The 26,933-nt window shown below is 42.3% G+C and carries 21 protein-coding genes; 11 read left to right on the plus strand and 10 right to left on the minus strand.

Going from position 1 to position 26,933, the window contains the following annotated elements:
- Positions 1-7: 7 nt before the first annotated feature.
- From mnmE to rpmH, 6 genes are all read right to left on the minus strand, one after another.
- On the minus strand, positions 8-1,399 hold the full coding sequence (mnmE, locus tag VSQ32_17140) for a tRNA uridine-5-carboxymethylaminomethyl(34) synthesis GTPase MnmE (protein MEH2944527.1): 1,392 nt from the start codon (positions 1,397-1,399) through the stop codon (positions 8-10).
- A gap of 127 nt (positions 1,400-1,526) precedes the next feature.
- Positions 1,527-2,162 carry an RNA-binding cell elongation regulator Jag/EloR gene (gene jag, locus VSQ32_17145; GenBank protein ID MEH2944528.1) on the minus strand — a complete coding sequence of 212 codons (636 nt, stop codon included), beginning with the start codon at positions 2,160-2,162 and terminating at the stop codon, positions 1,527-1,529.
- A 20-nt stretch (positions 2,163-2,182) separates the two neighbouring features.
- Entirely contained in the window at positions 2,183-3,445 is a 1,263-nt protein-coding gene (locus VSQ32_17150) for a YidC/Oxa1 family membrane protein insertase (GenBank protein ID MEH2944529.1), read from the minus strand.
- Positions 3,446-3,463: 18 nt separating this feature from the next.
- Positions 3,464-3,673, minus strand: a complete 210-nt coding sequence (gene yidD, locus VSQ32_17155) for a membrane protein insertion efficiency factor YidD (GenBank protein ID MEH2944530.1) — start codon at positions 3,671-3,673, stop codon at positions 3,464-3,466.
- Complete coding sequence (gene rnpA, locus VSQ32_17160) at positions 3,670-4,023, minus strand: ribonuclease P protein component (GenBank protein ID MEH2944531.1); 354 nt, start codon at positions 4,021-4,023, stop codon at positions 3,670-3,672. Before rnpA ends, yidD begins: the two co-directional genes overlap by 4 nt.
- A gap of 78 nt (positions 4,024-4,101) precedes the next feature.
- Entirely contained in the window at positions 4,102-4,236 is a 135-nt protein-coding gene (rpmH, locus tag VSQ32_17165) for a 50S ribosomal protein L34 (protein ID MEH2944532.1), read from the minus strand.
- Positions 4,237-4,844: 608 nt separating this feature from the next.
- Here rpmH and dnaA point away from each other — a divergent pair.
- The 7 genes from dnaA to VSQ32_17200 all read left to right on the plus strand — a co-directional run bounded on the left by dnaA (position 4,845) and on the right by VSQ32_17200 (position 14,225).
- A complete protein-coding gene (gene dnaA, locus VSQ32_17170) occupies positions 4,845-6,194 on the plus strand; it encodes a chromosomal replication initiator protein DnaA (GenBank protein MEH2944533.1) in 1,350 nt (449 codons plus the stop codon).
- Between the two features lie 304 nt (positions 6,195-6,498).
- Positions 6,499-7,611, plus strand: coding sequence for a DNA polymerase III subunit beta (gene dnaN, locus VSQ32_17175; GenBank protein MEH2944534.1), 1,113 nt, complete (start codon positions 6,499-6,501; stop codon positions 7,609-7,611).
- A gap of 58 nt (positions 7,612-7,669) precedes the next feature.
- On the plus strand, positions 7,670-7,879 hold the full coding sequence (locus tag VSQ32_17180; protein ID MEH2944535.1) for an RNA-binding S4 domain-containing protein: 210 nt from the start codon (positions 7,670-7,672) through the stop codon (positions 7,877-7,879).
- Positions 7,876-8,967: a DNA replication/repair protein RecF gene (gene recF / locus VSQ32_17185; GenBank protein MEH2944536.1), complete on the plus strand. Its 1,092-nt coding sequence runs from the start codon at positions 7,876-7,878 to the stop codon at positions 8,965-8,967. The genes VSQ32_17180 and recF overlap by 4 nt, the downstream gene beginning before the upstream one ends.
- A 26-nt stretch (positions 8,968-8,993) precedes the next feature.
- Entirely contained in the window at positions 8,994-10,928 is a 1,935-nt protein-coding gene (gene gyrB / locus VSQ32_17190) for a DNA topoisomerase (ATP-hydrolyzing) subunit B (protein MEH2944537.1), read from the plus strand.
- A gap of 35 nt (positions 10,929-10,963) precedes the next feature.
- Complete coding sequence (gene gyrA / locus VSQ32_17195) at positions 10,964-13,594, plus strand: DNA gyrase subunit A (protein MEH2944538.1); 2,631 nt, start codon at positions 10,964-10,966, stop codon at positions 13,592-13,594.
- Positions 13,595-13,670: 76 nt separating this feature from the next.
- A complete protein-coding gene (locus VSQ32_17200; GenBank protein MEH2944539.1) occupies positions 13,671-14,225 on the plus strand; it encodes a Uma2 family endonuclease in 555 nt (184 codons plus the stop codon).
- Between the two features lie 15 nt (positions 14,226-14,240).
- Here VSQ32_17200 and VSQ32_17205 read toward each other — a convergent pair whose 3' ends face one another.
- Together VSQ32_17205 and VSQ32_17210 are read right to left on the minus strand one after the other, a co-directional pair.
- Positions 14,241-14,783, minus strand: coding sequence for a Uma2 family endonuclease (locus VSQ32_17205; protein ID MEH2944540.1), 543 nt, complete (start codon positions 14,781-14,783; stop codon positions 14,241-14,243).
- A 26-nt stretch (positions 14,784-14,809) separates the two neighbouring features.
- Positions 14,810-15,376: a Uma2 family endonuclease gene (locus tag VSQ32_17210; protein ID MEH2944541.1), complete on the minus strand. Its 567-nt coding sequence runs from the start codon at positions 15,374-15,376 to the stop codon at positions 14,810-14,812.
- A 127-nt stretch (positions 15,377-15,503) separates the two neighbouring features.
- Here VSQ32_17210 and VSQ32_17215 point away from each other — a divergent pair, with 127 nt between their 5' ends.
- Positions 15,504-15,656: a hypothetical protein gene (locus VSQ32_17215; GenBank protein MEH2944542.1), complete on the plus strand. Its 153-nt coding sequence runs from the start codon at positions 15,504-15,506 to the stop codon at positions 15,654-15,656.
- Between the two features lie 132 nt (positions 15,657-15,788).
- A complete protein-coding gene (locus VSQ32_17220) occupies positions 15,789-20,354 on the plus strand; it encodes an InlB B-repeat-containing protein (protein MEH2944543.1) in 4,566 nt (1,521 codons plus the stop codon).
- 101 nt (positions 20,355-20,455) lie between these two features.
- Here VSQ32_17220 and VSQ32_17225 read toward each other — a convergent pair whose 3' ends face one another.
- Positions 20,456-20,878, minus strand: coding sequence for a PIN domain-containing protein (locus tag VSQ32_17225; GenBank protein ID MEH2944544.1), 423 nt, complete (start codon positions 20,876-20,878; stop codon positions 20,456-20,458).
- Positions 20,865-21,077, minus strand: coding sequence for a hypothetical protein (locus VSQ32_17230; GenBank protein ID MEH2944545.1), 213 nt, complete (start codon positions 21,075-21,077; stop codon positions 20,865-20,867). The genes VSQ32_17225 and VSQ32_17230 overlap by 14 nt, the downstream gene beginning before the upstream one ends.
- A 406-nt stretch (positions 21,078-21,483) precedes the next feature.
- Between VSQ32_17230 and VSQ32_17235 the strand changes: the two genes are divergently transcribed.
- The gene (locus tag VSQ32_17235; GenBank protein ID MEH2944546.1) at positions 21,484-26,118 is read left to right on the plus strand and encodes an InlB B-repeat-containing protein; all 4,635 of its coding nucleotides are present in this window, start codon (positions 21,484-21,486) and stop codon (positions 26,116-26,118) included.
- Positions 26,082-26,855: a class B sortase gene (gene srtB / locus VSQ32_17240; protein ID MEH2944547.1), complete on the plus strand. Its 774-nt coding sequence runs from the start codon at positions 26,082-26,084 to the stop codon at positions 26,853-26,855. The genes VSQ32_17235 and srtB overlap by 37 nt, the downstream gene beginning before the upstream one ends.
- Positions 26,856-26,933: the final 78 nt, after the last annotated feature.

Consider the following 26,933-nt stretch of genomic DNA (forward strand, 5'->3'; position numbering starts at 1 on the left):
ATCTAACTTACTTTCCCATACAGAAGCTGGAAAAAATCTCATTGATTAAATCTTCTCCTGCTGTTTCTCCTGTGACAGCTCCCAGTTCTTCATAAGCATTCATCAAATCTATGGAATAAAAATCCTCCGGCATTCCCTCCTCAATACTTTTCTCCACCAGGGAAAGACTGTCCAGTGCAGACTGCAGAGAAGATTTCTGCCGTATATTTGTGATGAAAATTTCATCATTAAAGGAAATATCTCCTGTAAAAAACATCTCTTTGACTTTATCTTTCAAATCCTGAATCCCCAATCTTTCTTTTGCAGATATAGAAATTACAGGATGATTTAATTTTTCAGACTTTAAAATTCCATATAAATCCTCTTCAGAAGTATTCTGATTCAAATCTGACTTGTTCAGGAGAATAACTGCCTTCTTTTCCTTGAGAAAAGGCAGTATTTTCCTGTCGTTTTCATCAAAATCAGTGGAAGAATCCACCACATATATAATTAAATCTGCACTTAATAAATATTCTTTTGTTCTGTCTACACCGATTTTTTCCACCACATCATGAGTTTCACGGATTCCGGCCGTATCAATCACATTTAAAATAACCCCATCCAGATTAATTTGTTCTTCCAGTATATCACGGGTGGTTCCCGCAATATCCGTCACAATGGCACGGTCTTTTTCCAGAAGAACATTCATAAGGGATGACTTTCCTGCATTGGGCTTTCCTGCAATTACCGTATTAATTCCTTCTTTCAGAAGAACACCGTTTTCATAAGATGAAAGTAATTTTCTCAGCTGTTCCTGTAATTCGGAAATTATTTTATATAACTGTTCTCCATACCCGTCTGTGGAAATATGTTCCGGATCGTCCAGTGCAGACTCGATAAAAGCAATTTCATGAAGGACTTTTTTACGGACAGTCTGAATTTTTTCCTTCAGGCTGCCCCGAAGCTGTCCCATGGAAGACTCCAGAGCAAAATCATTCCGGGCATTGATAACGTCAATGACAGATTCCGCCTGAGACAAATCAATTCTGCCGTTTAAAAAAGCCCGCTTTGTAAATTCTCCTGGTTCCGCAGGCCTCGCTCCGTATTTTATCACAGTTTCCAGAATTCGCCTCATCACAAGAGTTCCCCCGTGACAGTCAATTTCCACGGTATCTTCCATGGTGTAAGAATGGGGAGATTTCAAAATTAATACCATTACTTCATCCACCATTTTTTCTCCATCATAAATATAACCGTAATGAACCGTATGGCTGTCTGCCTGAGACAATTTCTTTTTACCATTCCCGGATTTATAAATTCTGTCTATAATCTGAAAAGATTCCTCACCGCTGATTCGGACAATACCAATTCCTGCATTTGTTATGGCTGTGGCAATGGCTGCGATGGTATCTCCTCTCATAGTTTCACCTCATTTCCATTCATATAAAACCATATAACACAAAATCATATAATAGAAAATTATATAATACAATATAATATAAAGGCTCTCTCAATCTGAACACATTTTGAGAAAGCCTTTGCCTGTACTACTGATTATTATTTCTTTTTAAAGTAACCACCACATGTCTGTAAGGTTCTTCCCCTTCACTGTGGGTATTTACATAACGGTCATTCTGTAATGCGGAATGAATCACACGCCGTTCAAAGGGATTCATGGGTTCCAGGGAGACGGAACGTTTGGTTCTTTTTACCTTGTAGGCAATATTTCTCGCCAGATTTTCCAGAGTATCTCTTCTTCGTTTCCGATAATCTTCCGTATCAATCTTTACTTTCACATACTCGCTGACCTGCTTTCCAACAGCAAGGTTGGTAAGATACTGCAGAGAATCCAGGGTTTGTCCGCGTTTTCCGATTAAAACGCCCATCTCATCCCCTTTCAGCTCCACGTCCACATTCTTGCCGTCTTCACTCTTCGTAATGATAATTTCCACTTCCAGATTCATGGCAAGAAATACACTGTGGAGAAAATCATATACGTAATCTTCCGTGTCAGACTTCTTACGGATTTTAACCACTGCAGGCTTGCTGCCAATTCCAAGGAAACCTGAACTTCCTTTTTCAATTACTTCATATTCAACCTTATCACTGGTTGTACCGAGTTTCACAAGGCCCTCTGTAATGGCGTCATCTACGGTTTTTGCTGATACTTCAATAAAATCCATTCAAATTCCCCCTGTTTCCATCACTTGTTATTGCGCTCATTAAATTCTTTTACCATATTGGCTTTTTCCAGCAGACTGCCTTTCCGGGCTGTTTTTGCATATTCCTCCGTTCTGCGGATTTTTTCTTCTTTTTCCGCTGTGCTGACAGGTTCTGCAATTTTTCTGGTATTAATTCTGGCAGCATTTGCAATCTGATTCTCGTAAACACCCTGTTTTTCTTTTTTCTTTTTTACCTTCTCTTTATTTTTCTCTATAATCACTTCCAAATCCATATTCTTCATATATTTATTTAAAAAGAACTGCTGAATGCAACGGATTACAGAGCCGGAAATCCAGTAAATACCAAGACCTACGGGAAGTGAAAATACCATAAAGAGCGAAAACAGCGGCATAACCGTATTCATGGTTTTCATCTGCTTTGCCATGGCGTCGTTTCCTCCGCCCGCGTTGCTGGTATTGGACATCAGCTTAATACTCAGCACCTGAGAACCATAGGAAGCAAGCGGAATTAAAATTGCTCCGATAATCAGGAGAAAATCTTTATCGCCCCATCCGGTACCAATAAGATTCATGGGAGAATTGGCAATATTAATTCCAAAAAAGTCATTAAAATGAGTAACGGCAGCTTCTGTGGAACTGATAATATCTGTCAGACCGGAAAAAGTATCCTTTAAAATCTCCCATCCCTGTCCTGGTAATGCGTAAAGCACGTCAATAATGGAATTGGCAGTGGCTGCGGTATCTTCAAAATTTAATTTTACCGTTCCAACTCCTGCTTCTTTCAGAAAAGCAGTCATGGTATCCTGATATCCGTCCACTCCCATAATTTTATCTACCAGGGGAGTATACACAGCCTTTACACTGCTTACATATGCGGGAATATTACGAATAACCTGATACATGGCCAGCATAATGGGGAAGTTAATCAGAAGCTGTACGCAGCTTCCCATGGTGGATACACCGTATTTCTGGTATACCATCTGAGTTTCCTCATTCATTCTCTGCATGGATACCTGGTCTTTTTTATTCTTATATTTTTCCCGGATAGCATTGATTTCAGGCTGCATTTCCTGAGAAAGCCTGGAAAACTTCTGCTGCTTGTAAGTAAGGGGAAGCATCAGAAGATAAATAATCAAAGTAAATAAAATAATGCAAAGCGCAATATTCTGAATACCAAAAGCACTGTTTAAAAAAGTAAACAGGCCATCCATAATATAACCAATTAATTTTGCAATGGGACCCAGTATTTTGCCGGGATACTGAGTCAGTATTATTTCTGTCAATCTAACAAACCTCCTAAGCTATGGAACCGGGTCATAACCGCCTTTGGAAAAAGGATTGCATCGCAGTATTCTCCATGCGGCTAACAACGACCCTTTACACGCACCATATTTCTGAATTGCTTCCAGTCCGTAAGTGGAACAGGTAGGATAATAAGGGCATTTTGTGTTTTTCAGGGGTGACAAATATTTTCTATACAAATTAATTAAGGCAATTAATATTCTTTTCAAAATATCTCATCTTCTTTTCTTAAAATATGATGAAGACCTCCAAGATGAAGCAATGCTTTTTCTGTTTCCTTATAAGTTACATTCCTGGATGCCCCTCTTGCTATGACTACAATGTCCAAACCTGAGCTGAATTTTTCTTCCTGTAAGCGATATGCTTCCCGTACCAATCTTGTAATATGATGTCTTACAACGCTGTTTCCTACTTTTTTGCTGACTGAAATTCCCAGTCTGTTTCTCTCCGTATCATTTTTCAGAACATACATAACAAAAAAACGATTTGCATAAGATTTTCCATTCCCGTATACCTGACGGAAGGAGCTGTTCTTCTTCAATGATTCTGAAAATTCCATAATATGCTGATTCTCCGGTTCATAGGATAAATGTACAAATCTAAACAGCAGTAAGAAGAAAGACCACAATGATGTGGCCTAAGCTGATAATCTTTTTCTTCCTTTTAATCTTCTTGCAGCTAAAACTCTTCTTCCACCCTTGCTACTCATTCTCGCTCTGAATCCATGAACTTTTGCTCTTGATCTCTTTTTTGGCTGATATGTCATTTTCACGGGTCATCCACCTCCTCTATGCGATAAACATTATGATTTATTATATCAAATAATCCCCTTAAGTCAAGCTATTTTGCAATTTTTTCGTATCTTGCACGAAAAGTAAAACAACAGAACTATATTGTATACAATATGTTGTAACCTGTTTTTTTCCCGGCACAAGTTTCCATGTGAATATTCCGGAAAAATATATTACGCTTTCCACGTTATTCACATGGAGTATTATAATAAGGAAGAAAATAATAAGATATTTATAAATTATAAACTTATCCACAAGTTTTCCACATTTTCCACTTTTCAAAAAGTTATCCATATTTTGTTGATAACTTGTGGAAAACTTTTTGAAAATCTGTGAATATTTATGTTTTCCTGTTTAAACCTCCCATAAAACAGGGATTTTCAGGATGTAGATATGTTTACAGGTTTATTTGTGCATAACCTCATGCTGCTTTTTCCAGGCTCCTGACCCTCATAAGGGATATTAAGGTCTGTTTTTTCTTTCCCTATCCCCTGTACCTGTAAAAAATTTAATTGATTATTCGGGCGATTTGCGGTATTATAGAATGTGGAAGACTATGAACTTAAAAAAAGGAAGTTTGGAGAACAATATGGAACTTATTTTAGAAAAGTGGGAAGAAATTCTCAGGACGGTAAAAGAAGAACATGATCTTACAGATATTTCTTTCAACACCTGGCTAAAACCTTTAAGTGTATACAGTATTGAAGGCTCAAAACTGTATATTCTTGTTCCGTCAGAACAGATGGGATTAAATTACATCACGAAAAAATACACACTCCCCATCAAAGTAGCCATCGCCGAGATTACAGGCATTGACTATGAAATTGAATTTATCCTGCAGGAACAGACGAAGAACATCAGGTCCTTTAAGAGTAAAAATCCCGAATTTGTTCCAGATACGGAAAAAAGCAATCTGAACCCCAACTATACTTTTGAAACTTTCGTAGTTGGTAAGAATAATAAATTTGCCCATGCTGCAAGTCTTGCCGTATCGGAATCTCCGGGTGAAGTATACAATCCTCTTTATATTTACGGAGGTCCGGGACTGGGCAAGACCCATTTAATGCAGTCCATCGGCCATTTTATCCTTCAGCAGAAACCGGAAAAGAAGGTTATTTACGTTACTTCAGAAGAATTTACCAATGAAGTTATTGATTCTATCCGAAACGGAAATGCCTCTGCCATGACAAAGCTCCGGGACAAATACCGCACCGTAGATGTACTGATGATTGACGACGTACAGTTCATCATCGGAAAGGAAAGTACACAGGAAGAATTTTTCCATACCTTTAATGTACTCCATTCTGCCGGCAAGCAGATTATCCTTTCCTCGGACAAACCGCCCAAGGAAATGGAAACTCTGGAAGAACGCATCCGTTCCCGTTTTGAATGGGGCCTGCTGGCCGATATCGGATATCCCGACTATGAGACGAGAATGGCCATTCTCAGAAGAAAAGAAGAACTGGACGGATTTCATCTGGATGATGAGATTCTTGATTATATTGCCATTAACATTAAATCCAACATCCGGGAACTGGAAGGAGCTCTGAACAAACTGCTGGCTTTTTCCAATCTGGAGCACACGGATATTACCATGGAAGTGGCTGTCCGTGAGCTGCAGAATATCATTTCACCGGACAAGCCAAGGGAAATCACGCCGCAGCTTGTGATTGAAATTGTAGCGGAACACTTTAATATATCCACAGACCAGATGATTTCCAAGAACCGCAGCAATGAAATTGCCAAACCCAGGCAGATTGCCATGTACCTGTGCAAAAACATGACGGCGGCCCAGCTTGAAACCATCGGCACCCTGCTGGGAGGGAGAGATCATTCCACGATTATTCACGGCATTAAAAAAATTACGGAAGAATATCAGAATGATGAGAATTTTCATCAGACCATTGAGACTATCAAGAAGAAGATTAATCCCAATTAAACCCGGATTTCACATTTGTGGATAAGTTATCCGAATGCCTGTGGAAAGGACTGGATAAGCTGCTGATTCATCCACGGCCGTGATTTTCGTCTCAGGGGGTTCATTTTTCCCCTGAAATTTATGCACAGCCTGTCCATGTTTCTTCAAGGTAAAATTCACAGGCTTATCCATCCGGAAAAACGGCGCCAGGCTCCTGAAATTCAGCCTTTACATAATTATACACTTATAAACAGGCCCTATGACGATTAAGACGAATCTCTTATTATAAATTTATCTTTAAGCTCAGGAAGGAGTTACACACAATATGAAAATTATATGTTCCAGAACAAATCTTTTACACGGCGTAAATATCGTATCAAAAGCCGTTCCTTCCAGAACCACCATGGCGATTCTGGAATGCATTTTGATTGACGCATCTACCAATGAAATAAAATTGACGGCAAATGATATGGAGCTGGGAATTGAGACCAGAATAGAAGGGGAAATTGCAGAACGCGGCGTAATTGCACTGGACGCCAGAATCTTTCTGGAAATCGTACGGAAACTTCCTGACAGTGATGTGACGATTGAAACAGACGCTTCTTTTAAAACAGTCATCACCTGTGAAAAGGCAAAGTTTAATATTATCGGAAAATCAGGAGAAGATTTTTCCTATCTTCCTTACATAGAAAGAAATCAGCCTGTACTGCTTTCCCAGTTTACCCTGAAAGAGGTTATACGCCAGACTATTTTTTCCATTTCAGACAGCGACAATAATAAGCTGATGACCGGAGAACTGTTTGAGATGAAAGAAAATCAGTTAAAGGTGGTATCACTGGACGGCCACCGCATTTCTATCCGCAGAATCGAATTGAAGGAAGCATATCCGGACTGTAAAGTAATTGTTCCTGGTAAGACACTTCAGGAAGTAAGTAAAATTGTTCCGGGAGACGCTAATGAATTCGTCAGTATTTTCTTTACGGAAAATCATATTGTTTTTGAGTTTGACAATACCACTGTGGTGTCCAGGCTGATTGAAGGGGAATATTTTAAGATAGACCAGATGCTGTCTTCTGACTATGAGACAAAAATAAAAATTAATAAGCGGGAGCTTCTGGACTGTATCGACAGGGCCACCCTTCTGGTAAAAGAAGGAGATAAGAAGCCCATTATTATGAATGTTACCGATGAGACTATGGAGTTGAAAATTAATTCCTTTATCGGTTCCATGAATGAGAATATTGATATTCAGAAAAGCGGAAAAGACATCCTGATTGGATTTAATCCCAGATTTTTCATTGACGCCCTGCGTGTCATTGACGAGGAGGAAGTTACTCTGTATATGGTAAATCCAAAAGCTCCATGTTTTATCAAGGATGACAATGAGACTTTTATTTATCTGATTCTTCCGGTGAATTTCAACGCGGCCACCAGTTAGAACGTTTATCATGTTTCGGCTGACCGGAAGGTCCGGGGCACAGAGAAAGGAATTATGCATGGAAGTCATAAAGTTAAAGGGTGATTATATAAAGTTGGGACAGGCGCTGAAAGCGGCAAATCTGGTGGATTCCGGTGTGGTGGCCAAGCTGGTCATACAGGACGGCCTTGTGACGGTAAACGGAGAAGTGGAAGTTCAGCGCGGAAAAAAACTGGTGGACGGAGATATTGTTTCCTTTGAAGGGGAGACAATCAGAATCGTAACATGATTTTAAAGTCTGTTGCTTTAAGCCATTTTCGCAATTACAGCGATTTGTATATGGAATTTGACAGAGGAACCAATATCCTGTATGGAGATAACGCCCAGGGCAAAACAAATATTCTGGAATCTGTCTATGTGAGCGGAACCAGCAGGTCCCATAAAGGGAGCAAAGACCGGGAACTGATACAGTTCGGTGAGGAAGAGGCTCATATCCGCACAGTTGTGGAACGGAAAGAAAAAGAGTATCAGATTGACATGCATATCAAAAAGAACCGTTCCAAAGGGATTGCCATCAATAAGATACCAATTAAGAAGGCGGCGGAATTATTCGGGATTCTGAATATGGTGTTTTTTTCTCCGGAGGATTTGAATATTATTAAAAATGGCCCTTCGGAGCGGAGAAGATTTCTGGATTTTGAATTATGTCAGCTTGACAGAATTTATCTGTATCATCTTACAAATTATAATAAAATTTTAAATCAGAGAAATAAACTTTTAAAAGATATCAGTTTCCGGCCGGAACTTAAGGATACCCTTCCGGTCTGGGATTTGCAGTTCGTTGATTACGGGAAGAAAATCATCGCTTCGCGAACAGCTTTTGTGAAGCGGTTAAATGAAATTGTTTATGAGATACATAAGAAAATTTCCGGTGAAAAGGAAGAACTTATCCTGAACTATGAACCGGACGTGGAAGAAGAATACTTTGAGGAGGAATTACTGAAAAACAGGGAAAGGGATTTGAAATTCGGCATGACTTCTGTGGGGCCTCACAGAGATGATATGTGTTTTCTGATCCGTGATATTGACATCCGCAGATTTGGTTCACAGGGACAGCAGCGGAGCTGTGCACTTTCTTTAAAACTTTCGGAAATAGAACTGGTAAAATCAGCTATTGGAGAAACACCTGTTCTGATTCTGGATGATGTGCTGTCGGAGCTGGACAGCAGCCGGCAGAATTTTCTGTTAAACAGTATTCATGATATTCAGACAATTATTACATGTACGGGGCTTGATGAGTTTGTGAAAAACAGATTTGAAATCAATAAAGTTTTTAAAGTGGTAAATGGGACTGTAAAAGCTGAAAACAGTTTTTAGAAACTGGAAGAAATTGGAGGAATCGGATGAGTACAAGTACAAATACCAATGCGGAATATGGAGCAGATCAGATTCAGATTCTGGAAGGGCTGGAAGCAGTCCGCAAAAGACCTGGAATGTATATCGGAAGTACATCCCTGCGCGGGCTTCATCATCTCGTTTATGAAATTGTAGACAATTCTGTGGATGAAGCACTGGCAGGCTATTGTGATACCATAGATGTAAGGATTTTGAAAGATAACTGTGTGCGGGTGACGGACAACGGCCGCGGAATTCCTGTGGGCATCAACCATAAAGCAGGGCTTCCTGCTGTGGAAGTTGTATTTACGGTGCTTCATGCCGGAGGAAAATTCGGCGGAGGAGGATATAAGGTATCCGGAGGTCTGCACGGAGTGGGAGCTTCTGTGGTAAACGCTCTGTCCAACTGGCTGGAGGTGGAGATTTTTTCAGAAGGTAAAATCTACAGGCAGCGGTATGAAAAGGGAAAGAGCATGTATCCTCTGAAAGTTGTGGGAGAATGTGATTTGGAAAAAACCGGAACACAGGTTACCTTTTCTCCTGACGGCAGTATTTTCGAAGATACGGTTTTTGATTACGATACGTTAAAGCAGCGTCTGCGTGAAATGGCATTTCTCACGAAAGGAATCAGAATCCGTCTGACGGATGAGAGGGAAGGTCAGGAACAGGAAAAAGAATTCCATTACGAAGGCGGGATTAAGGAATTTGTCACTTACTTAAACCACAGCAAGGAAGCCCTTTATGAGAATGTAATTTACTGTGAAGGAGAACGGGACGGCGTCTACGTGGAAGTTGCCATGCAGCACAACGATTCCTATAACGACGCCACATACAGCTTTGTGAATAATATCACAACGCCGGAGGGAGGTACCCATCTGGCCGGTTTTCGGAATGCACTGACAAAGACCTTTAATTCTTATGCAAAGGCCAATAAGATTTTAAAAGAAAATGAAACGGCCCTTTCCGGTGATGATATCCGGGAAGGTCTTACAGCCATTATCAGCGTTAAAATTCAGGAGCCTCAGTTTGAGGGACAGACAAAACAGAAGCTGGGAAACAGTGAAGCCCGCGGGGCCGTAGACGGAGTGGTCAGCGAACAGCTCACTTATTTTCTGGAGCAGAATCCCATGGTGGCGAAAATTATCTGCGAAAAATCACTGCTGGCGCAGCGGGCAAGGGAAGCCGCCCGGAAAGCCAGGGATCTGACCAGAAGGAAAACAGCGCTGGAAAATACATCCCTGCCGGGAAAACTGGCAGACTGTTCCGATAAAGACCCCAGAAACTGTGAAATTTTTATTGTGGAGGGAGATTCTGCAGGAGGTTCCGCCAAAACAGCCAGAAGCCGTGCTACACAGGCCATTCTGCCTCTCCGGGGCAAGATTCTGAATGTGGAAAAGGCAAGGCTGGATAAAATTTACGGCAATGCGGAAATCAAAGCCATGATTACGGCTTTTGGAACGGGAATTCATGATGATTTTGATATTGAAAAGCTCAGATATCATAAAATTATTATTATGACGGATGCGGATGTGGACGGCGCCCATATCAGTACCTTAATGCTTACGTTTATGTACCGTTTTATGCCGGAATTAATACGACAGGGCTATGTATATCTGGCAAAACCGCCTTTATTTAAAGTTGAAAAAAATAAAAAAATCTGGTATGCCTACGACGACGCGGAGCTGGATGAGATTTTACAGGAAATCGGCAGAGACGGAAATAACAAGATTCAGCGATACAAAGGTCTGGGAGAGATGGATGCGGATCAGCTCTGGGAAACAACCATGGACCCGGAGACCAGAATTCTGGAGCGGGTTATGATTAATGACGAGACCGCTTCGGAAATAGATCTGACTTTTACTACCCTGATGGGGGATAAAGTAGAGCCGAGACGTGAATTTATTGAGGCCAATGCAAAATATGTACAGAATCTGGATGTATAGGGAATGTGTTGTGGATGCATAATGGAGGAAAACAGATGGATGATAAAATATTCGACCGGATTGATGAGATTGACCTGAAAAAAACCATGGAAAAATCTTATATAGATTATGCCATGAGCGTTATTGCATCCCGTGCACTTCCGGATGTAAGAGACGGACTGAAACCGGTGCAGCGGCGTATTCTGTATTCCATGATTGAACTGAATAACGGCCCTGACAAGCCTCACCGGAAATGTGCCCGTATCGTAGGTGATACCATGGGTAAATACCATCCCCACGGCGACAGCTCCATTTACGGCGCACTGGTAAATATGGCCCAGGAATGGTCTACCCGCTATATGCTGGTGGACGGACATGGTAATTTCGGCTCTGTAGACGGAGACGGGGCGGCTGCCATGCGTTATACGGAAGCCCGCTTAAGTAAAATCTCCATGGAGATGCTGGCAGATATCAATAAAGATACCGTTGATTTCGGGCCGAACTTTGATGAGACAGAAAAGGAACCCCTTGTACTTCCTTCCCGTTATCCCAATCTGTTAGTAAACGGAACTACGGGAATTGCAGTGGGAATGGCCACTAATATTCCTCCCCACAACCTGCGGGAAGTGATTGGGGCGGTGGTTAAAATCATTGACAACCGGATTGAGGAAGACCGGGAAACGGAAATAGAAGAAATTCTGAAAATTGTAAAAGGGCCGGATTTTCCTACCGGCGGTATGATCCTTGGAACTTCCGGTATAGACCAGGCTTACCGGACCGGCCGGGGCAAGATAAAGGTACGGGCTGTTTCCGATATTGAAGCCATGGCCAACGGTAAAAACCGCATTGTGGTGACGGAATTGCCCTATATGGTAAATAAAGCCAGGCTGATTGAGAAAATTGCGGATCTGGTCCGTGATAAAAAAGTGGACGGTATTACAGATTTGCGGGATGAGTCCAACCGGGAAGGTATGCGGATTTGCATTGAACTGCGCCGGGATGTGAACCCAAATGTAGTGTTAAATCAGCTTTACAAGCATACTCAGCTTCAGGATACTTTTGGCGTAATTATGCTTGCGCTGGTGGACAATCAGCCGAAAGTTCTGAATTTAAGCGATATGCTGGGCTACTATCTGAAACACCAGGAAGAGGTAGTGACCAGAAGGACCAGATATGAGCTGAACAAAGCGGAAGAACGGGCCCATATTTTACAGGGTCTGCTGACTGCACTGGATCATATAGACGAAGTTATCAGTATTATTCGTAACAGTGAAAATGTACAGCTTGCAAAAGCACGGCTGATTGAGAGATTTGCTTTTTCCGACGCGCAGGCTCAGGCAATCGTAGACATGCGTCTGCGGGCTCTGACCGGTCTGGAACGGGGCAAACTGGAAGCAGAATATAACCAGTTAATGGATTTGATTCAGGAGTTAAAAGCAATTCTTGCAGACGAGAAAAAGCTCCTGGGTGTTATCCGGAAAGAAATTACAGCCATTTCCGATAAATTCGGTGATGACAGAAGAACGTCCATTGGATTCGATGAGTATGATATTTCCATGGAGGATTTGATTCCTGTGTCCAATACGGTGATTACCATGACGAAACTTGGTTACATCAAGCGCATGAGCGTGGATAACTTCCGCAGCCAGAACCGGGGCGGCAAAGGGATTAAGGGCATGGAGACCATTGAAGACGATTACATAGAAGAACTGCTGATGACCACCACCCACCATTACCTGATGTTTTTTACCAATACCGGAAAAGTATACCGCATGAAGGCTTACGAGATACCGGAGGCAGGAAGGACAGCCAGGGGGACGGCCATTATCAATCTTCTGCAGCTTCAGCCGGGAGAAAAGATTACGGCGGTTATTCCCATCCGGGAATATAAGAACGACCATTTTCTGTTTATGGCCACCAAAAACGGAATTGTGAAGAAAACTCCTGTTACCGATTATGCCAATGTGCGTAAAAAAGGCCTTGCGGCTATTAATCTGCGGGAAGAAGATGAACTGATTGAAGTAAAAATGACGGATAATACCAAAGATATGATACTGGTTACCAGATACGGCCAGTGTATCCGGTTCCATGAAACGGATGTGAGAAGTACCGGAAGGACTTCCATGGGCGTGATTGGCATGAACCTGTCCGACCGGGACGAAGTGGTGGGTATGCAGATGAATACTCAGGGTGAGTACCTGCTGATTGCTTCGGAAAAAGGTCTTGGAAAACTCACCAGAATGGAAGAATTTACACCTCAGAATCGGGGCGGCAAAGGAGTAAAATGTTATAAAATTACGGAAAAAACCGGAAATATCGTAGGCGTGAAGGCTGTCAACCAGGAAAATGAAATTCTGATGATTACCACAGAAGGCATTATTATTCGCATGAAGGTGGAAGGTATTTCTGTTCTCGGCCGTGTAACTTCCGGTGTGAAACTGATGAACCTGTCGGAAGATATTACCGTTGCAAGTATTGCAAAAGTCCGGGAGGATCAGTCTTTGATGGAAAATACCGAAACGGACGAACTTCTCACAGAGGAAGAAGAACAGCTCAGCGCTGCCAGAGCAGAGGAAGCTGCCCGGAAAATGACTTCTCCGGCAGAAAATACGGAGACAGATGAAGAGCTGTTGCAGGAACTGCTGGAACGGGCGGAGGCTGATAAGGAAGAAGATATGGAAGAATAGAGAACATATTGCGCTGGCTGAATGATTATATACAGGCAATTGCCTGGTGATTATATAACAGGAAAGGAAAGATAATATGGGTCTGGCAGAATCCGAACGTAAAAAAGATGAAAAAATAAACGGCGTTATTTATGACATGTCGCCGTCGCCCGGATACAGACATTGTATTGTGAATGGCAATATATACAGAATCATAGGAAACGGTCTGAAAAACAGCATGTGTTTTGCATCCATGGAAAATCTGGATTTTAAATATCATCCGGAAGAAAACGACGATTATGTGTGCCCGGACATCATGATTGTCTGCGACCGAAAAAATTTAAAAGGCAGTGCATACAGCGGAACTCCCCGATTTATTGCTGAAACCTTAAGTAATGCAACAGCAAAAAGAGACAGGACAGAGAAAAAAGACATTTACGAAAAAGCGGGGGTAGAGGAGTACTGGATAGTATCTCCACAGGGTTCCGTGGAAATCTATTATCTGGAATCAGGAAACTATATTCTGGAGCAGAATTATATGCTCCAGAATGATAAAGAAGAGGAAGATTATAACGGAGATACGGAAATCTGTCTGAAGGCCTTTCCTCAGATAAAAATGACCCTTGGGGAGATTTTTGAAGGAATGGATTAGCAGCAGTTCAGCATTTTACAGTAAATCCGATATTCTGAGCTTCAGATTTGGGAATATTCCCACAGGTATTTCGTCTTCAAAAGAAAACAGTTCAGAATTTTCTTCTAAGCCAAAATAATAAACCTGCACCATACGTTTTACAGGATTTACAATCCAGTATTCCCGGACGCCTGCTGTACGGTATTTGAAAAGTTTTATCAGGTAATCTGTGCGGGTACTGCCTGGTGATACAATTTCAATAATCCAGTCGGGGGCTCCTTCACAGCCTCGGCTGGATATTTTATTCCTGTCACATATAACAGAAAGATCCGGTTCCACCCAGGTTTTGTCATCTGAATTTAAGTTTACGGCAAAGGGGGCCGGAATCACTTCACAGGAGCCATTGTTGGTTTTAATGTGATGAAAAATGGCATAATGGAGTACACTTACCAGTTTCTGGTGGATAAAGTTAGGCGGGGCCATATCGAAAAGCTGCCCGTCAATCAGTTCTGCCTTCTGTCCTTCCGGCAGGTTCCAGTAGTCTTCGGATGTATAGATCTGTTTTTGAGGGAATGGCATAAAATCACTTCCTTTCCTGTCACTTTTTATGAAAAATTCATCAAATCTGAAATTTCAGAGAAGTTGATAAGTAAATCATCAAAAATATTGACTTTGATTGTGGAATCAAAAGAATACTGGACATTGAGTATGTTTTCTTCAAAATAATTGACGGTTACTGTTTTGCGGCGCGGGTCTGCAATCCAGTATTCCCGGACGCCGGCATTTTTGTAATAATACAGCTTACGGATGTAATCATCTGCCGGATTACCGGGAGAAACAATTTCAATGATAAAATCAGGGGCTCCATTGCAGCGTTTTCCGTCCAGCTTATTTTTATCACATATAATCATAAGGTCTGGCTGAACAATGGTGAGAGGACTGTCGGACAGTTTTACGTCAAATGGAGCATGAAATACCCTGCAGGGGCTTTTTTTACTTTTAATATAGGAATTCAGTATGGTTGTCAGTTCCGTGGAAATTGCCTGATGTTCCTGGGAGGGGCCTTCCATGTAGTAAATCTGTCCGTCGAAGACTTCCGCCCGTATATTTTCCGGAAGAGATTCATATTCTTCCAGCGTAACAGTGGAAAGGTTGGATTGTAATGCCGGCATGGATAACACTTCCTTTTTGATTTATTATAAACAGTTTACCATAATGAATTTGAATTATCCATGAAAAGTTGTTATAATCATATTGTAATGTGGCAGATAATAGACAGATATCAAAGGCGGTGATTTTATGCCGGAAAAAGAAATGATAAAAGTATCGGTAGAGGAATTTTCCAGGCTGCAGAATTATATGCTTGCTTCTGAAAAAGATTCTTTTCCTGTTCCTTGCATACTACCACAGCATTGGGAAGAGTGTGGATGTGGAGTGGAAGGAAGTATATAAGGCAAAAAATGACTGTATGGTATAATTTTCATAACTATTCAGAACTCCATGGAAATAGAAGGCCAGACAATTCAAATTTCCTGGAAAAGGGCTGAATTTCAGAATATTAACATAAGTGGGGTGTATGATGAAATGAAAAGGACAAAAGAATTTTTTTCGAAAAAATTACTACAATCCAAACGACATCCGGTTCGGCAGAAGCTGTTATCGGTTCTGCTCTGTGCCTGTCTGCTGCTGGTATCTCTGCCTGTGGAATATTATGGTTCTGAAGTGCAGGCGGAAGAAGCGGAACTTCCGGAAATTCAGGAAGCAGTACGAAAGCCTGATATGATACAGTCTGCTGATTTACCGGAGGAGCAGAAAGAGGATAAAAGTGCAGCAGATGAAAATACAGCGGAAAATATGGCCGGGAAAATATCGGACAGTGAAATATCTGATGTTGGAAGAAGCAAAGATGAGATAAGAAAGGATGATATAACAAAGGATGAATTAAAAGAGGATGGATTGAGAGAGGATGTGTTAAACCGGAAAGACGTCAGGATGATTGCGGGAGAAAATACGGAATTATTCCGTGATTCCTCCGTACCTTCCTCAGATATTACAATCAGTGAAGACACCACATGGACGGGAGGTACTTTAAGTGAAGGCACCATTACCATAAACGAGGGAAAAACTCTGACTCTGACAGAAGAAGTAAATATTAATGGGAATGTGGTAATAGAAGGCGGCGGAACAATTGTTACCGGAGGTACGTCGGGGCTGGGAAGTTTTCATGTATTGAGCGCTGCACATAGTCTGACGATACGGAACATTACCATGGAACAGAGAATAGAAAATTCTGCGGACGTTATGGTATCTGTCAGAGAAGGGACTGTTATACTGGATGGATGTACCATTCAGAATTTCAGTAAAAGTTTTCTGAATGTGACAGGAGGAACATTAATTTCTGATCATACTTCGATAAAAAACTGTGAAAAACCGGTCAGTTTAAATGAAAGCAGTTATGCAGAATTCAATGGTTCCAGCATAACAGATTGTTCTGCATCTAATATGAACAGCGGTATAATTTATATTGATAAAAGTGATGTGGAAATTAATGGTTCCAGCATAACAGGCTGTTCTGTAAGCGGTAAAGACCGCAGCGGCACCATTTATATGTGTGAAGGTAAACTGAATATCAATAACAGTACCATTGCAGACTGTTCCTCAAACGGTACCGGCGCTGCAATTTCCACCATGTATGGTGCCACCAATCATAATAAAGTTATCAATATCAGAGATACGGTAATTGAAGGATGTTACGGAGTATATAACGGCGCCATTGCGGTAGAGGGATGCACCCTGAATATTTACAGCGGTACATTTCAAAATAATCATGCAACTTCTGAAAAAGATCTTCCTCCTTCTCCTACAGGAGGCGGATTTCTTTATAATGATGAATCCACAGTAAATATTTATGGAGGAACTTTTTCCGGAAACAGCGCTGCCGGTAAAGGAGGATGTATTCAACACAGTGGAGTAGATTCCCATACTAACATTTATGGAGGAGTTTTTTCCGGAAATACATGCAGCAAAGAGGAATATAAAGGCAGCGGCGCAGTGGGAAACTGGTCTTATTTGTCCGACAGCAGCCTCACTTTATCCGGTAATGTGAAATTCACAGGAGATACGAAAGGTTCCGGAACAGACGGAATTTATCTGTATCCGCCTCAGAAGGTGTATGTCAGTTCAGAACTGACATATCCGGCAACTGTTTATCTGAAAGCTGAAAACAATTACGTGATTGCACATGGGAAGGGTGATTATACCCTTACAAAAAGAGATTTGAAGAAAATATTGTTTGTGGATACAGCCGGAGGAACATGGTACAGTAAGCTGAATGAGGAGAAAAACCAGATTTATCTGACAAATGAAAAACCTGAGGATAAATTTATGGTATTTTATTACGGTGTGGACGGACTGATAACAGATGATAAGGAATATGACCCTGGAGCTGATGTTACCGTTAAATCACCGGATGACTATCCAATTCCGGATAAAGATAACTTTCTGTACTGGTCTGCCCATGAAGATGGCTCAGAACCTCGTTATAACGGTGGTGAAACAATTACAAATATTCAGGATAACATCCACCTGTATGCTGTGTACAAAGAAAGAGAAAATAAAACCCTGACTGCAGATTTCTATTCCGGCGGTGCAGACCAGAAAAAAACAGTTGAGGTGGAAGTGGGCGGATATGACAAAGGCGGAACTGTTATCACACCGTTCCTGAAACCCATGTCAGGATGGACAGTTCTGGGCTGGAGTGAAGATACAAAGTTATATAATAAAACTATTGATGAAAATGCTGTGTGTACCCTGACAAAAGCAGAAACGGAATATTATGGTATTTATGAGAAAAATATTACGGTCTCCTATAAGGATGAAGAAGGAGGCAATACGCTGAAATCAGAAAAGGGGAAACGATATGCCAATGTGCACGGTGAAATTACATATCAGGATCCGCAGTTTACCCTGGAGCCGGCTGTAAAGAAAGAAGGATATACCTTTGTAGAATGGAATACGAAGCCGGACAGGTCAGGAAACGGTTACGGAGCGGGAAGCCTGGAAACTTTTGAGGAAGATACCGTACTATATCCCATTTTTCTGGAAAATGGAAAGAAGCAGTTTCTTGCAGATTTCTATTCCGGCGGTGCAGGTCAGAAAGTAACCATACCGAAAACCGTGGAGGAACATATTTTATCTGTTAATATAAATACTCCGGCTCTGCAGGATATGAATGGCTGGAGTCCTGTGGGATGGACTGCAGATATTTTTTCATTTACCGGAGATATTGAACCTGATTCCAATCTGACACTGGAACAGGAACATACCTCATATTATGGTATTTATCAGAAAAATGTGAAATTATCCTATGACGCCAACGGAGGAGGCACTGCACCTGATTCGGCAGAAAAATTATGTTATGCAAATGTTCATGAAGAAATCACATATCAGGCGCTTGAATTTGTCATTGGGGATATCAGTGACCGTCAGGGATATCTGTTCATGGGCTGGAATACCAGGGCAGATGGAACAGGAGAAATGTTTCAGCCCGGAACCAGCCGCATTCTGGACGGGAATACGAATCTTTATGCAATCTGGAAAGATGTTTCGGAAACGCCGGATGTGGCAGATTACCGTGTGGAATACTACTGCCAGAATCTGACAGGAGAGGAATACACCAGGATGGACGCAGACACAAAGCTGCTGGCCAATGTGACAGGGACGGAAGTGGAAGCCAGACAGAAGAAATATACCGGGTTTACCCTGAATCTCAGCCACCCTTCCGGGAAGCCGAAGGGAAAAGTGGAAGGTGACGGAAGCCTTGTGTTAAAGCTCTACTATGACAGAAACATCTATGAAGTGGACTTTAACCTGAACGGAGGGTACGGAACAGGGCCCGATACACAGAAAATCCGGTACGGAGGCCTGTTGAAACTGGTATCCGACCCTGTTAAATCAGGATATAATTTCAAGGGCTGGTACATGGATAATGCAGGGTTGGATGGAGGCCTGTGGGATTTTGGAAGTCCGGTGGAAAATAATACGGGAACTTTAAAAACCACCCTGTATGCAAAATGGGCGGATGAAACAGCTCCCGCCATGGGAGAAGCCTCTTTTAGCAAAACACACAAAAATCTGATGGAATGGCTGATTCAGAAAAAGAGCCTTGTGATTACAGTCCCGGTTACAGAAGAAGGCAGCGGCCTTGCCAGAGCGGAATACCTGCTGATGGCGGAAGACGGGACAGAGCAGGACGGAGCGGCAGATATTACAGAGACGGGCGAACTTTCCGGCCAGATGACAGCATACGGAAGTTCCGCTTCCATTCTCCGTACAGTACAGTCAGAGGCGGAACGCGGCAGTTATGAGGCCAGAATTGCAATAGAAGAAGAATTTAAAGGAAAAGTTATGCTGACCTGCACGGATTATGCAGGAAACATATCTTCACAGAAAACCCTGACAGCGAAAGGCGGAGGAATCATACTGGAAGATAACGCGCCGGAAATCAGCTTTTCCGGTACAAAGGAAACTGCGGACGGAGCTCCCCTGAACATAGAAGTACAGGTGAAAGATAGTATAGATGATAATGTGACGGGAGGAATTTCCGGTATCTGTTATCAGATAGATAAAGGGAAGAAAATTAATCTGCCGGAAGAAAAATTTACGGAAGAATTTGTGGAATCTTATGAATTTACCGTAAAGATTTCCGGGGAAGGAAAACATACCCTTCAGGTGGAAGCGGAGGACCATGCGGGGAATAAAAGCGAAGCAGAGATATCCCTTAAGATTAACGGGAAAAAGGACACGCCTGCGGGAGCACCGGGAGACTCCGGAACAGACAGCGCCGGAAGAACGGGAAGGCCCCTGGGAGGAGAACCGAAAACGGGGGACAGCACACAGATACAGATCTGCGCCACCCTGGCCATGATAGCAGGATTCGGGTATCTTTTGCTGTACTTTGAAGGAGAGAACGGAATTACGGAGCAGGAGAAAGAGGAGATAATCTACCGTCTGGTGGAATGGGCGAAACAGGGAGGAAGAATCCGCAGGCTTCTTGGAGTGGCGGTGATTTTCCTGTTCCTGGCTTATTACCACAGTATCGGAAAGAGTGTAACTGTGGAGTGGAAAGAAGTGTATGTGAAGGAAAGTTAGAATATATATTCCCCGGCTGTATTGCAGTACAGCCGGGGAATTCGTTTTTTATCAACTTTATTAAGGAAAAAGGAAAATTTTCCGGATGAATATCTGAAGATTTATAAATCATCCATAGTCATGCATGGCAATTCTTTTTCCTGTTTTAGCTGTTTATCATTGGTAAAAAATATATCGCATTTACTGATTACTGCAGTTGCAATCTGTAAAGAATCCATAGCTTTAAAATACTTAAATCGGCTTCTGATTCTTGCTGCATATTCTGCTATTTCACTATTTATATCAATGATTTCAATATTCATATACTCTGTAAATTGTTTAAAATTATTAATTAATTCTATTTTACCAATAGCGTATGGATAAACAAGATATTCTTCTATCGTAATTGCCGATGTAACAATTTGAATATTATTGTTAAGACATGTTTCAAAAAATTTTTTCATGGGTTTCATATATACATAGTTGTTTTCAAGGTAGTATATAAAAGGTGAAGTATCGATAAATATTCTTTTAAAATCTGTCATTATCTCTTAACTCCCTGATATAACTGTCTGCATTTTGTCCTCTTTCAGTAGGAGGCATGATAAATTTTTCTATATTACATGTCATTTTTTTATTTTCTGATTCTTTTGATAATGTAGTTATAAATTGAAGAATCAGGTTTAATTTATCTTCAGGAACCTTTTCCAGTTCAGCTATTGCAGTTTGTCTTAATATGGTCATATATACCTCCCGGTTCTGTATGGAAACTTTTTTTTATTATATATAAAAATTTTCTGTATTTCAAGTATTTATACTATAATATCTGTGAATAGTAAAAATTTTTTCTGTTTTTCTTTTTTTTCACTCCTGCAGTAACAGTTCAGCCCGCGCCCCTTAAACAGGCCGCAGACCGCCTGCCGGGCGGGCGCCGCTGCTGTCGCAGCTCCTGTCTGAGGCTTAAGGGGCGCTCCGCTCACAGCCTGTATTCTGCGCTCATTCATGCGAGCATGATTCACCCATAATACAGGCTGTGGCTGAACTGTTACCTCCTGTAAAATAAATAGTATTTATTTCTGGCAAATATCCTGTTTTTCGGTTATAATTAAGTTAATCATTTTTATTATGGAGAAAAGGAGCGTGTTATGAGATGAAAAAGACAAAGGAAGATTTCCCGGATAAATCCCTGAAGCCCAAACGACACCCGGTCCGGCAGAAACTGCTGTCATGTCTGTTATCTGTGTGTCTGCTGCTGGTTTCCCTTCCGGTGGAATTTTACGGTTCTGAAGTTCAGGCGGAAGAAATGGTACAGGAAATCATGTCTTTTTCAGAATTGCCGGAAGAAGTGCTGCAGCAGACGACAGATACGGGAACAGCCCAGGAGAGCCTGAGCCTTCCGGATACCCTGTGGGCAGTCTGTGTATTTGCAGAATCAGAACCGGTGATGTTAGAACATATTACATGGCAAAGCGCTCCGGTATATGATAAAGATACGGAAGGTACTTATGTTTTTACGCCTGTGCTGCCGGAATCTTTCGTACTGGCAGAAGGGACAGGTCTTCCTGAAATAAGCGTAACAGTGATGAACGCCGGTGATATGTTTCCGGAAAAAGAAACAGTTCAGACCGTGCAGGAACCGGAAGAAATTCTGATGGAAGGAAGCAAATCAGACCGGGATTTTGCGGAAGATATGGATTTGCAGATGGATAAGATACCGGAAGAAAGAATTGCCGTGGTTGCCGAAGGGGAAGAAACGGAAGAAGTGGGAGAAGAACCAGAATGCAAGACAATTACACAGGATACAGTGTGGAAAGAAGGAAATCTGGAAAACGGTACGGTTACTTTAGAAAATAATGCAACGTTGACTATAAATGGACAGGTAAATATAAGTGGAACAGTGAATATAGTTGGAGAGGGGACTATTGAAAAAGGAAAACATATAGGCCATTTTAATGTAGATTCAGATGATAATCTGACTATAAATGGAAATATTATTATGGATGGTAAATCAATAGCAGGTGCCTGTCCTTTTATTATGGTTACTGGAAAATTAACAGTGGACGGAGAATGTGTGATTCAAAATGTAACAGTAAATACAGAACGTACTTATATTATTTCTCCTGTTTATGTTATTGATGGTTCGGCTGTTTTGAATAATGTGACAATTAAAAACTGTTCAGTACCTTATTATGGCGGAGCAATTGGAAATCGTAATGGCAGTATAATTATAAATGGAGGAGTTTATGAAAATAATACAGCAACGGAACGTGGAGGTTGTATCTATAGTGACAGAGGAACAGTAACGATAAATGGGGGAACTTTTAGAAGTAACAGAGCAGAAGAAGGAAATGGGGGCTGTATTTATGCAATCAAATATAGTAATTTAATAATAAATGGAGGAACCTTTACCGATAATAAAGCGGAAAGCAGTAATGAGAATGTACTTACCATGGGAGGCTGCATTTATACAGAAGGAGATTTAACGGTAACAGGTGGAAATTTTTCTGACAATACAGCCAGAGAGGGAGGCTGCATTTATACGGACAGTACCGCAGCAGCCATAACAGGAGGAGCCTTTACCGATAATTCAGCAGAAGAAGGGGGAGCCATCTATTCTGACAACAATTTAGAAGTAACAGGAGGAATTTTTAATAATAATATTACAGAAAAAGCAGGCGGAGCCATTTACTCTGACGGAAATAAAGGAAAATTTTATCTGGAAGGGGATGTGGAATTTCAGGGAATTGACAGTTCCCCCACTTCCTATACGGACAGTGTATATTCGTATTATCTGAATTCCATTATATACAGCAGAGAAAAATGGCTTCATCCTGTTAAGGTTTTTGTGGGTGATGCAGAAAAAAGAGGCGCTATTTTTAAAGGAGAAGGAGAATATCAGATACAAAAGGAAGATGTGGAAAATATTCATGTCTATGATATGAAGACAGAAAGAAAATGGTACAATGAACTGAGAAATAATTATGTATATATCACCCTGACCAACCCCGGCCTTTACAACATCTTCTACGACAGCAACGGGGCCCAGGGCACGCCCGTTACCGATGAAACAGATTACCATACCGGTGCAATAATTACCGTAAAGGAACCCACAGGCCTGAGCATTACAGGACAGACCTTCAAAGAGTGGAATACACAGGCAGACGGGAAAGGAACCTCCTATGCACCAGGGGCTGAAATCACTGTGGGAGAAGAAGATATCACACTGTACGCTATCTTTGAAGAAAAAGCAAAGGATACTTTCACTGCCCGCTTTTATTCCGGAGAGGCAAAGAGGTATACGGATCAGGAATCTGCGGACAGAACTCTTGCGGCCCCGGAGCCGGAAGCGCTGGGGGACGGGTGGATGATTCTGGGCTGGAACCGGAACCAGGATGATTTTGAGAAAAACAGCATTGCCCCAGGGGATACCATTATCCTGACGGAAGCTCTGACGGAATTTTACGGGGTGTATCAGAAAAAAGTTACCCTGACCTGTGAGACGGACGGGAAGGAAGAAATGCCGGGGCCGGAAGAGAAAACCTGCTATGCCAGCGTACATAACGAAATAAAAGTAAAAGGCGCGGCCTTTACCGTGAAGGCGGGGCCTGTCCGGAAGGGATATAAGTTCCTGGGATGGAATACACGGGCGGACGGGAAAGGGACCTTTTATCAGGAGAAGGAACCTCTGACGACAGAGAAAAACATAACCTTATATGCCTGTTATGAAAGAGAAGGCAGCGGGACAGAAACCCTGATTGCAGACTTCTATTCCGGAAGCGGCGGGGGAAAGGAAAGCAGGACAGTGGAAGTGGACGGTTCCGGGCAGGAAGGAACCATCCATGCGCCGAAGCTGCAGGAAATGGCAGGCTGGACGCCCCTGGGCTGGAGCTATTCAGATTCTGAATATAGGGGAACCGTGGGGGCAGATACGGACATTAAAATAAAAGAACATATATCCCTGTATGGTGTATACAGGAAAGATATTACCCTGACCTATGACGGGAACGGGAGCACGGATGTGCCGGAGGCGGAGACAAAATCCCGGTATGCCAACGTCCACGGGGAAGTCACTTATCAGGAAGCGGAGTTTATCCCGGAAGCAGTATCCACCCGTGGAGGATACCGGTTTGTATGCTGGAATACCAGGGCGGACGGGAAAGGGGAAAGCTGCGGGAAGGGAGACGTGCTGAGGCCGCAGGAGAACCTGACCCTGTATGCGGTCTGGGAGGAAGACCCTGAAGTGGCGGATTACCGTGTGGAATACTACTGCCAGAACCTGACAGGAGAGGAATACACCAGGATGGACGCAGACACAAAGCTGCTGGCCAATGTGACCGGGACGGAAGTGGAAGCCAGACAGAGGAAATATACGGGATTCACCGTGAACCTGAACCACCCTTCCGGGAAGCCGAAGGGAAAAGTGGAAGGTGACGGAAGCCTTGTGTTAAAGCTCTACTATGACAGAAACATCTATGAAGTGGACTTTAACCTGAACGGAGGGTACGGGACCGGGCCCGATACACAGAAAGTTCGTTACGGCGGGCTGCTGGAACCGGTATCCGACCCTGTCCAGTCAGGATATAACTTTAAGGGCTGGTACGTGGATGACGACGGCCTGAACGGAGGCCTGTGGGATTTTGAAAGCCCGGTGGAAAACAATACGGGAACTTTAAAAACCACCCTGTATGCCAGATGGGCGGATGAGGCGGCCCCGGTAATGGGGGAGGCGTCCTTTGGGTCAGGCCATAAGAACTTTCAGGACTGGATCATACAGAAAAAAGGCATTGAGATAACAGTTCCGGTTACAGAAGAAGGCAGCGGCCTTGCCAGAGCGGAATACCTGCTGATGGCGGAAGACGGAACGGAACGTGACGGGACAGCAGATATTGCAGAGAAAAACGGACTTTCCGGACAGATGACAGCATATGGAAGTTCCGCATCTGTCATTCGTGCAGTACAGTCAGAGGCGGAACGCGGGAGCTATGAAGCCAGGATTGTGATAGAGGAGGAGTTTAAGGGGAAAGTCCTGCTGACCTGTACGGATTATGCGGGGAATGTGTCGGCAGGGAAGGTGCTGACAGCAGAAGGAGGCATAATCCTTGAGGACAATGCACCGGAAATCAGCTTTTCCGGAACGAAGGAGAGCATGGACGGGAAGCCCCTGGAAGTGAAGGTAGAGGTAAAAGACGACGACGGAGAACATGTGGCGGGAGGAATATCGGGTATCCGCTACCAGGTGGACAAAGACAGGAAAACAGAGGTTTCTGACAGGAAATTCAATCAGGATATAACAGAAACCTGTGAGTTTACCGTAAAGATTTCCGGGGAAGGAAAACATAGCCTTCAGGTGGAAGCGGAGGACCATGCGGGGAATAAAAGCAAAGCAGAGATTTCCCTTAAGATTAACGGGAAAAAGGACACGCCTGCGGGAGAACCGGGAGACTCCGGAACAGACAGCGCCGGAAGAACGGGAAGGCCCCCGGGAGGAGAACCGAAAACGGGGGACAGCACACAGATACAGATCTGTGCCACCCTGGCCATGATAGCAGGATTCGGGTATCTTTTGCTGTACTTTGAAGGAGAGAACGGAATCACAGAGCAGGAGAAAGAGGAGATTATCTACCGTCTGGTGGAATGGGCAAAACAGGGAGGAAGAATCCGCAGGCTTCTTGGAGTGGCAGTCATTTTCCTGTTCCTGGCTTATTACCACAGTATCGGAAAGAGTGTAACTGTAGAATGGAGAGAAGTATGCGTGGAAAAAACAGGAAGAAATTCCGGTTTCTGAGAATACTGCTTCTTCTGATTATGATAGTATGTCTGATCCCGGTGGGGCAGGCATACTATCTGTCTTTCAGTCATGAAAAACAGCAGGAAGAATTAAGAAGTTTGCTGGAAATGGAAGAACAGCAGGAAACAGAAAAATACCAGAATAATTCAGGAGAAATACAGAGTAAATTTAAAGAGCTTAAAAGCAGAAATCAGGATTTGGCCGGATGGCTTGCCATTGATGGCACAGATATTGATTATCCGGTGATGCAGTGTGAAGATGACGAATATTATCTCCACCATAATTTTCAGAAGGAAAAAGATAAATATGGCTGTCTGTATGTGAGAAATATGGCGGATTTGAATACACCAGGAACAAATTTTATTATTTACGGTCATAATATGCGGGATGGTTCCATGTTTGGAAACCTGGATGAATATGCCAGTGAAGATTTTTACCGGGAACATGCCAGAATTTCCTTTGACACCCTGTACGAGGGACGGACATATGAAATCCTGTCCGTATTTTCTACCCGTATTCAGGAAGAAAGTGAATTTAAGTATTATGAATTTTATCAGGCAAACACTGAACAGGAATTTCTGGATTTCTATGAAAATATTAAAAAACTGTCTCTTTATGACACCGGAGTGACAGCAGAATTTGGAGATACCTTTCTTACCTTGTCTACCTGTTTTGGTTCTGCAGAAGATGAAAGATTTGTAGTGATTGCGAAAAAAATTGGTGAAATCAGATAAAGACCTGAAAATTATTCATTTGTTTGCAATTAAATTTATGATATAATGTGGAAACAAAAAATTAAGGAAGGTACAGAA

The sequence above is a fragment of the Lachnospiraceae bacterium JLR.KK002 genome (assembly GCA_036941025.1).
Taxonomy (GTDB): domain Bacteria; phylum Bacillota; class Clostridia; order Lachnospirales; family Lachnospiraceae; genus Petralouisia.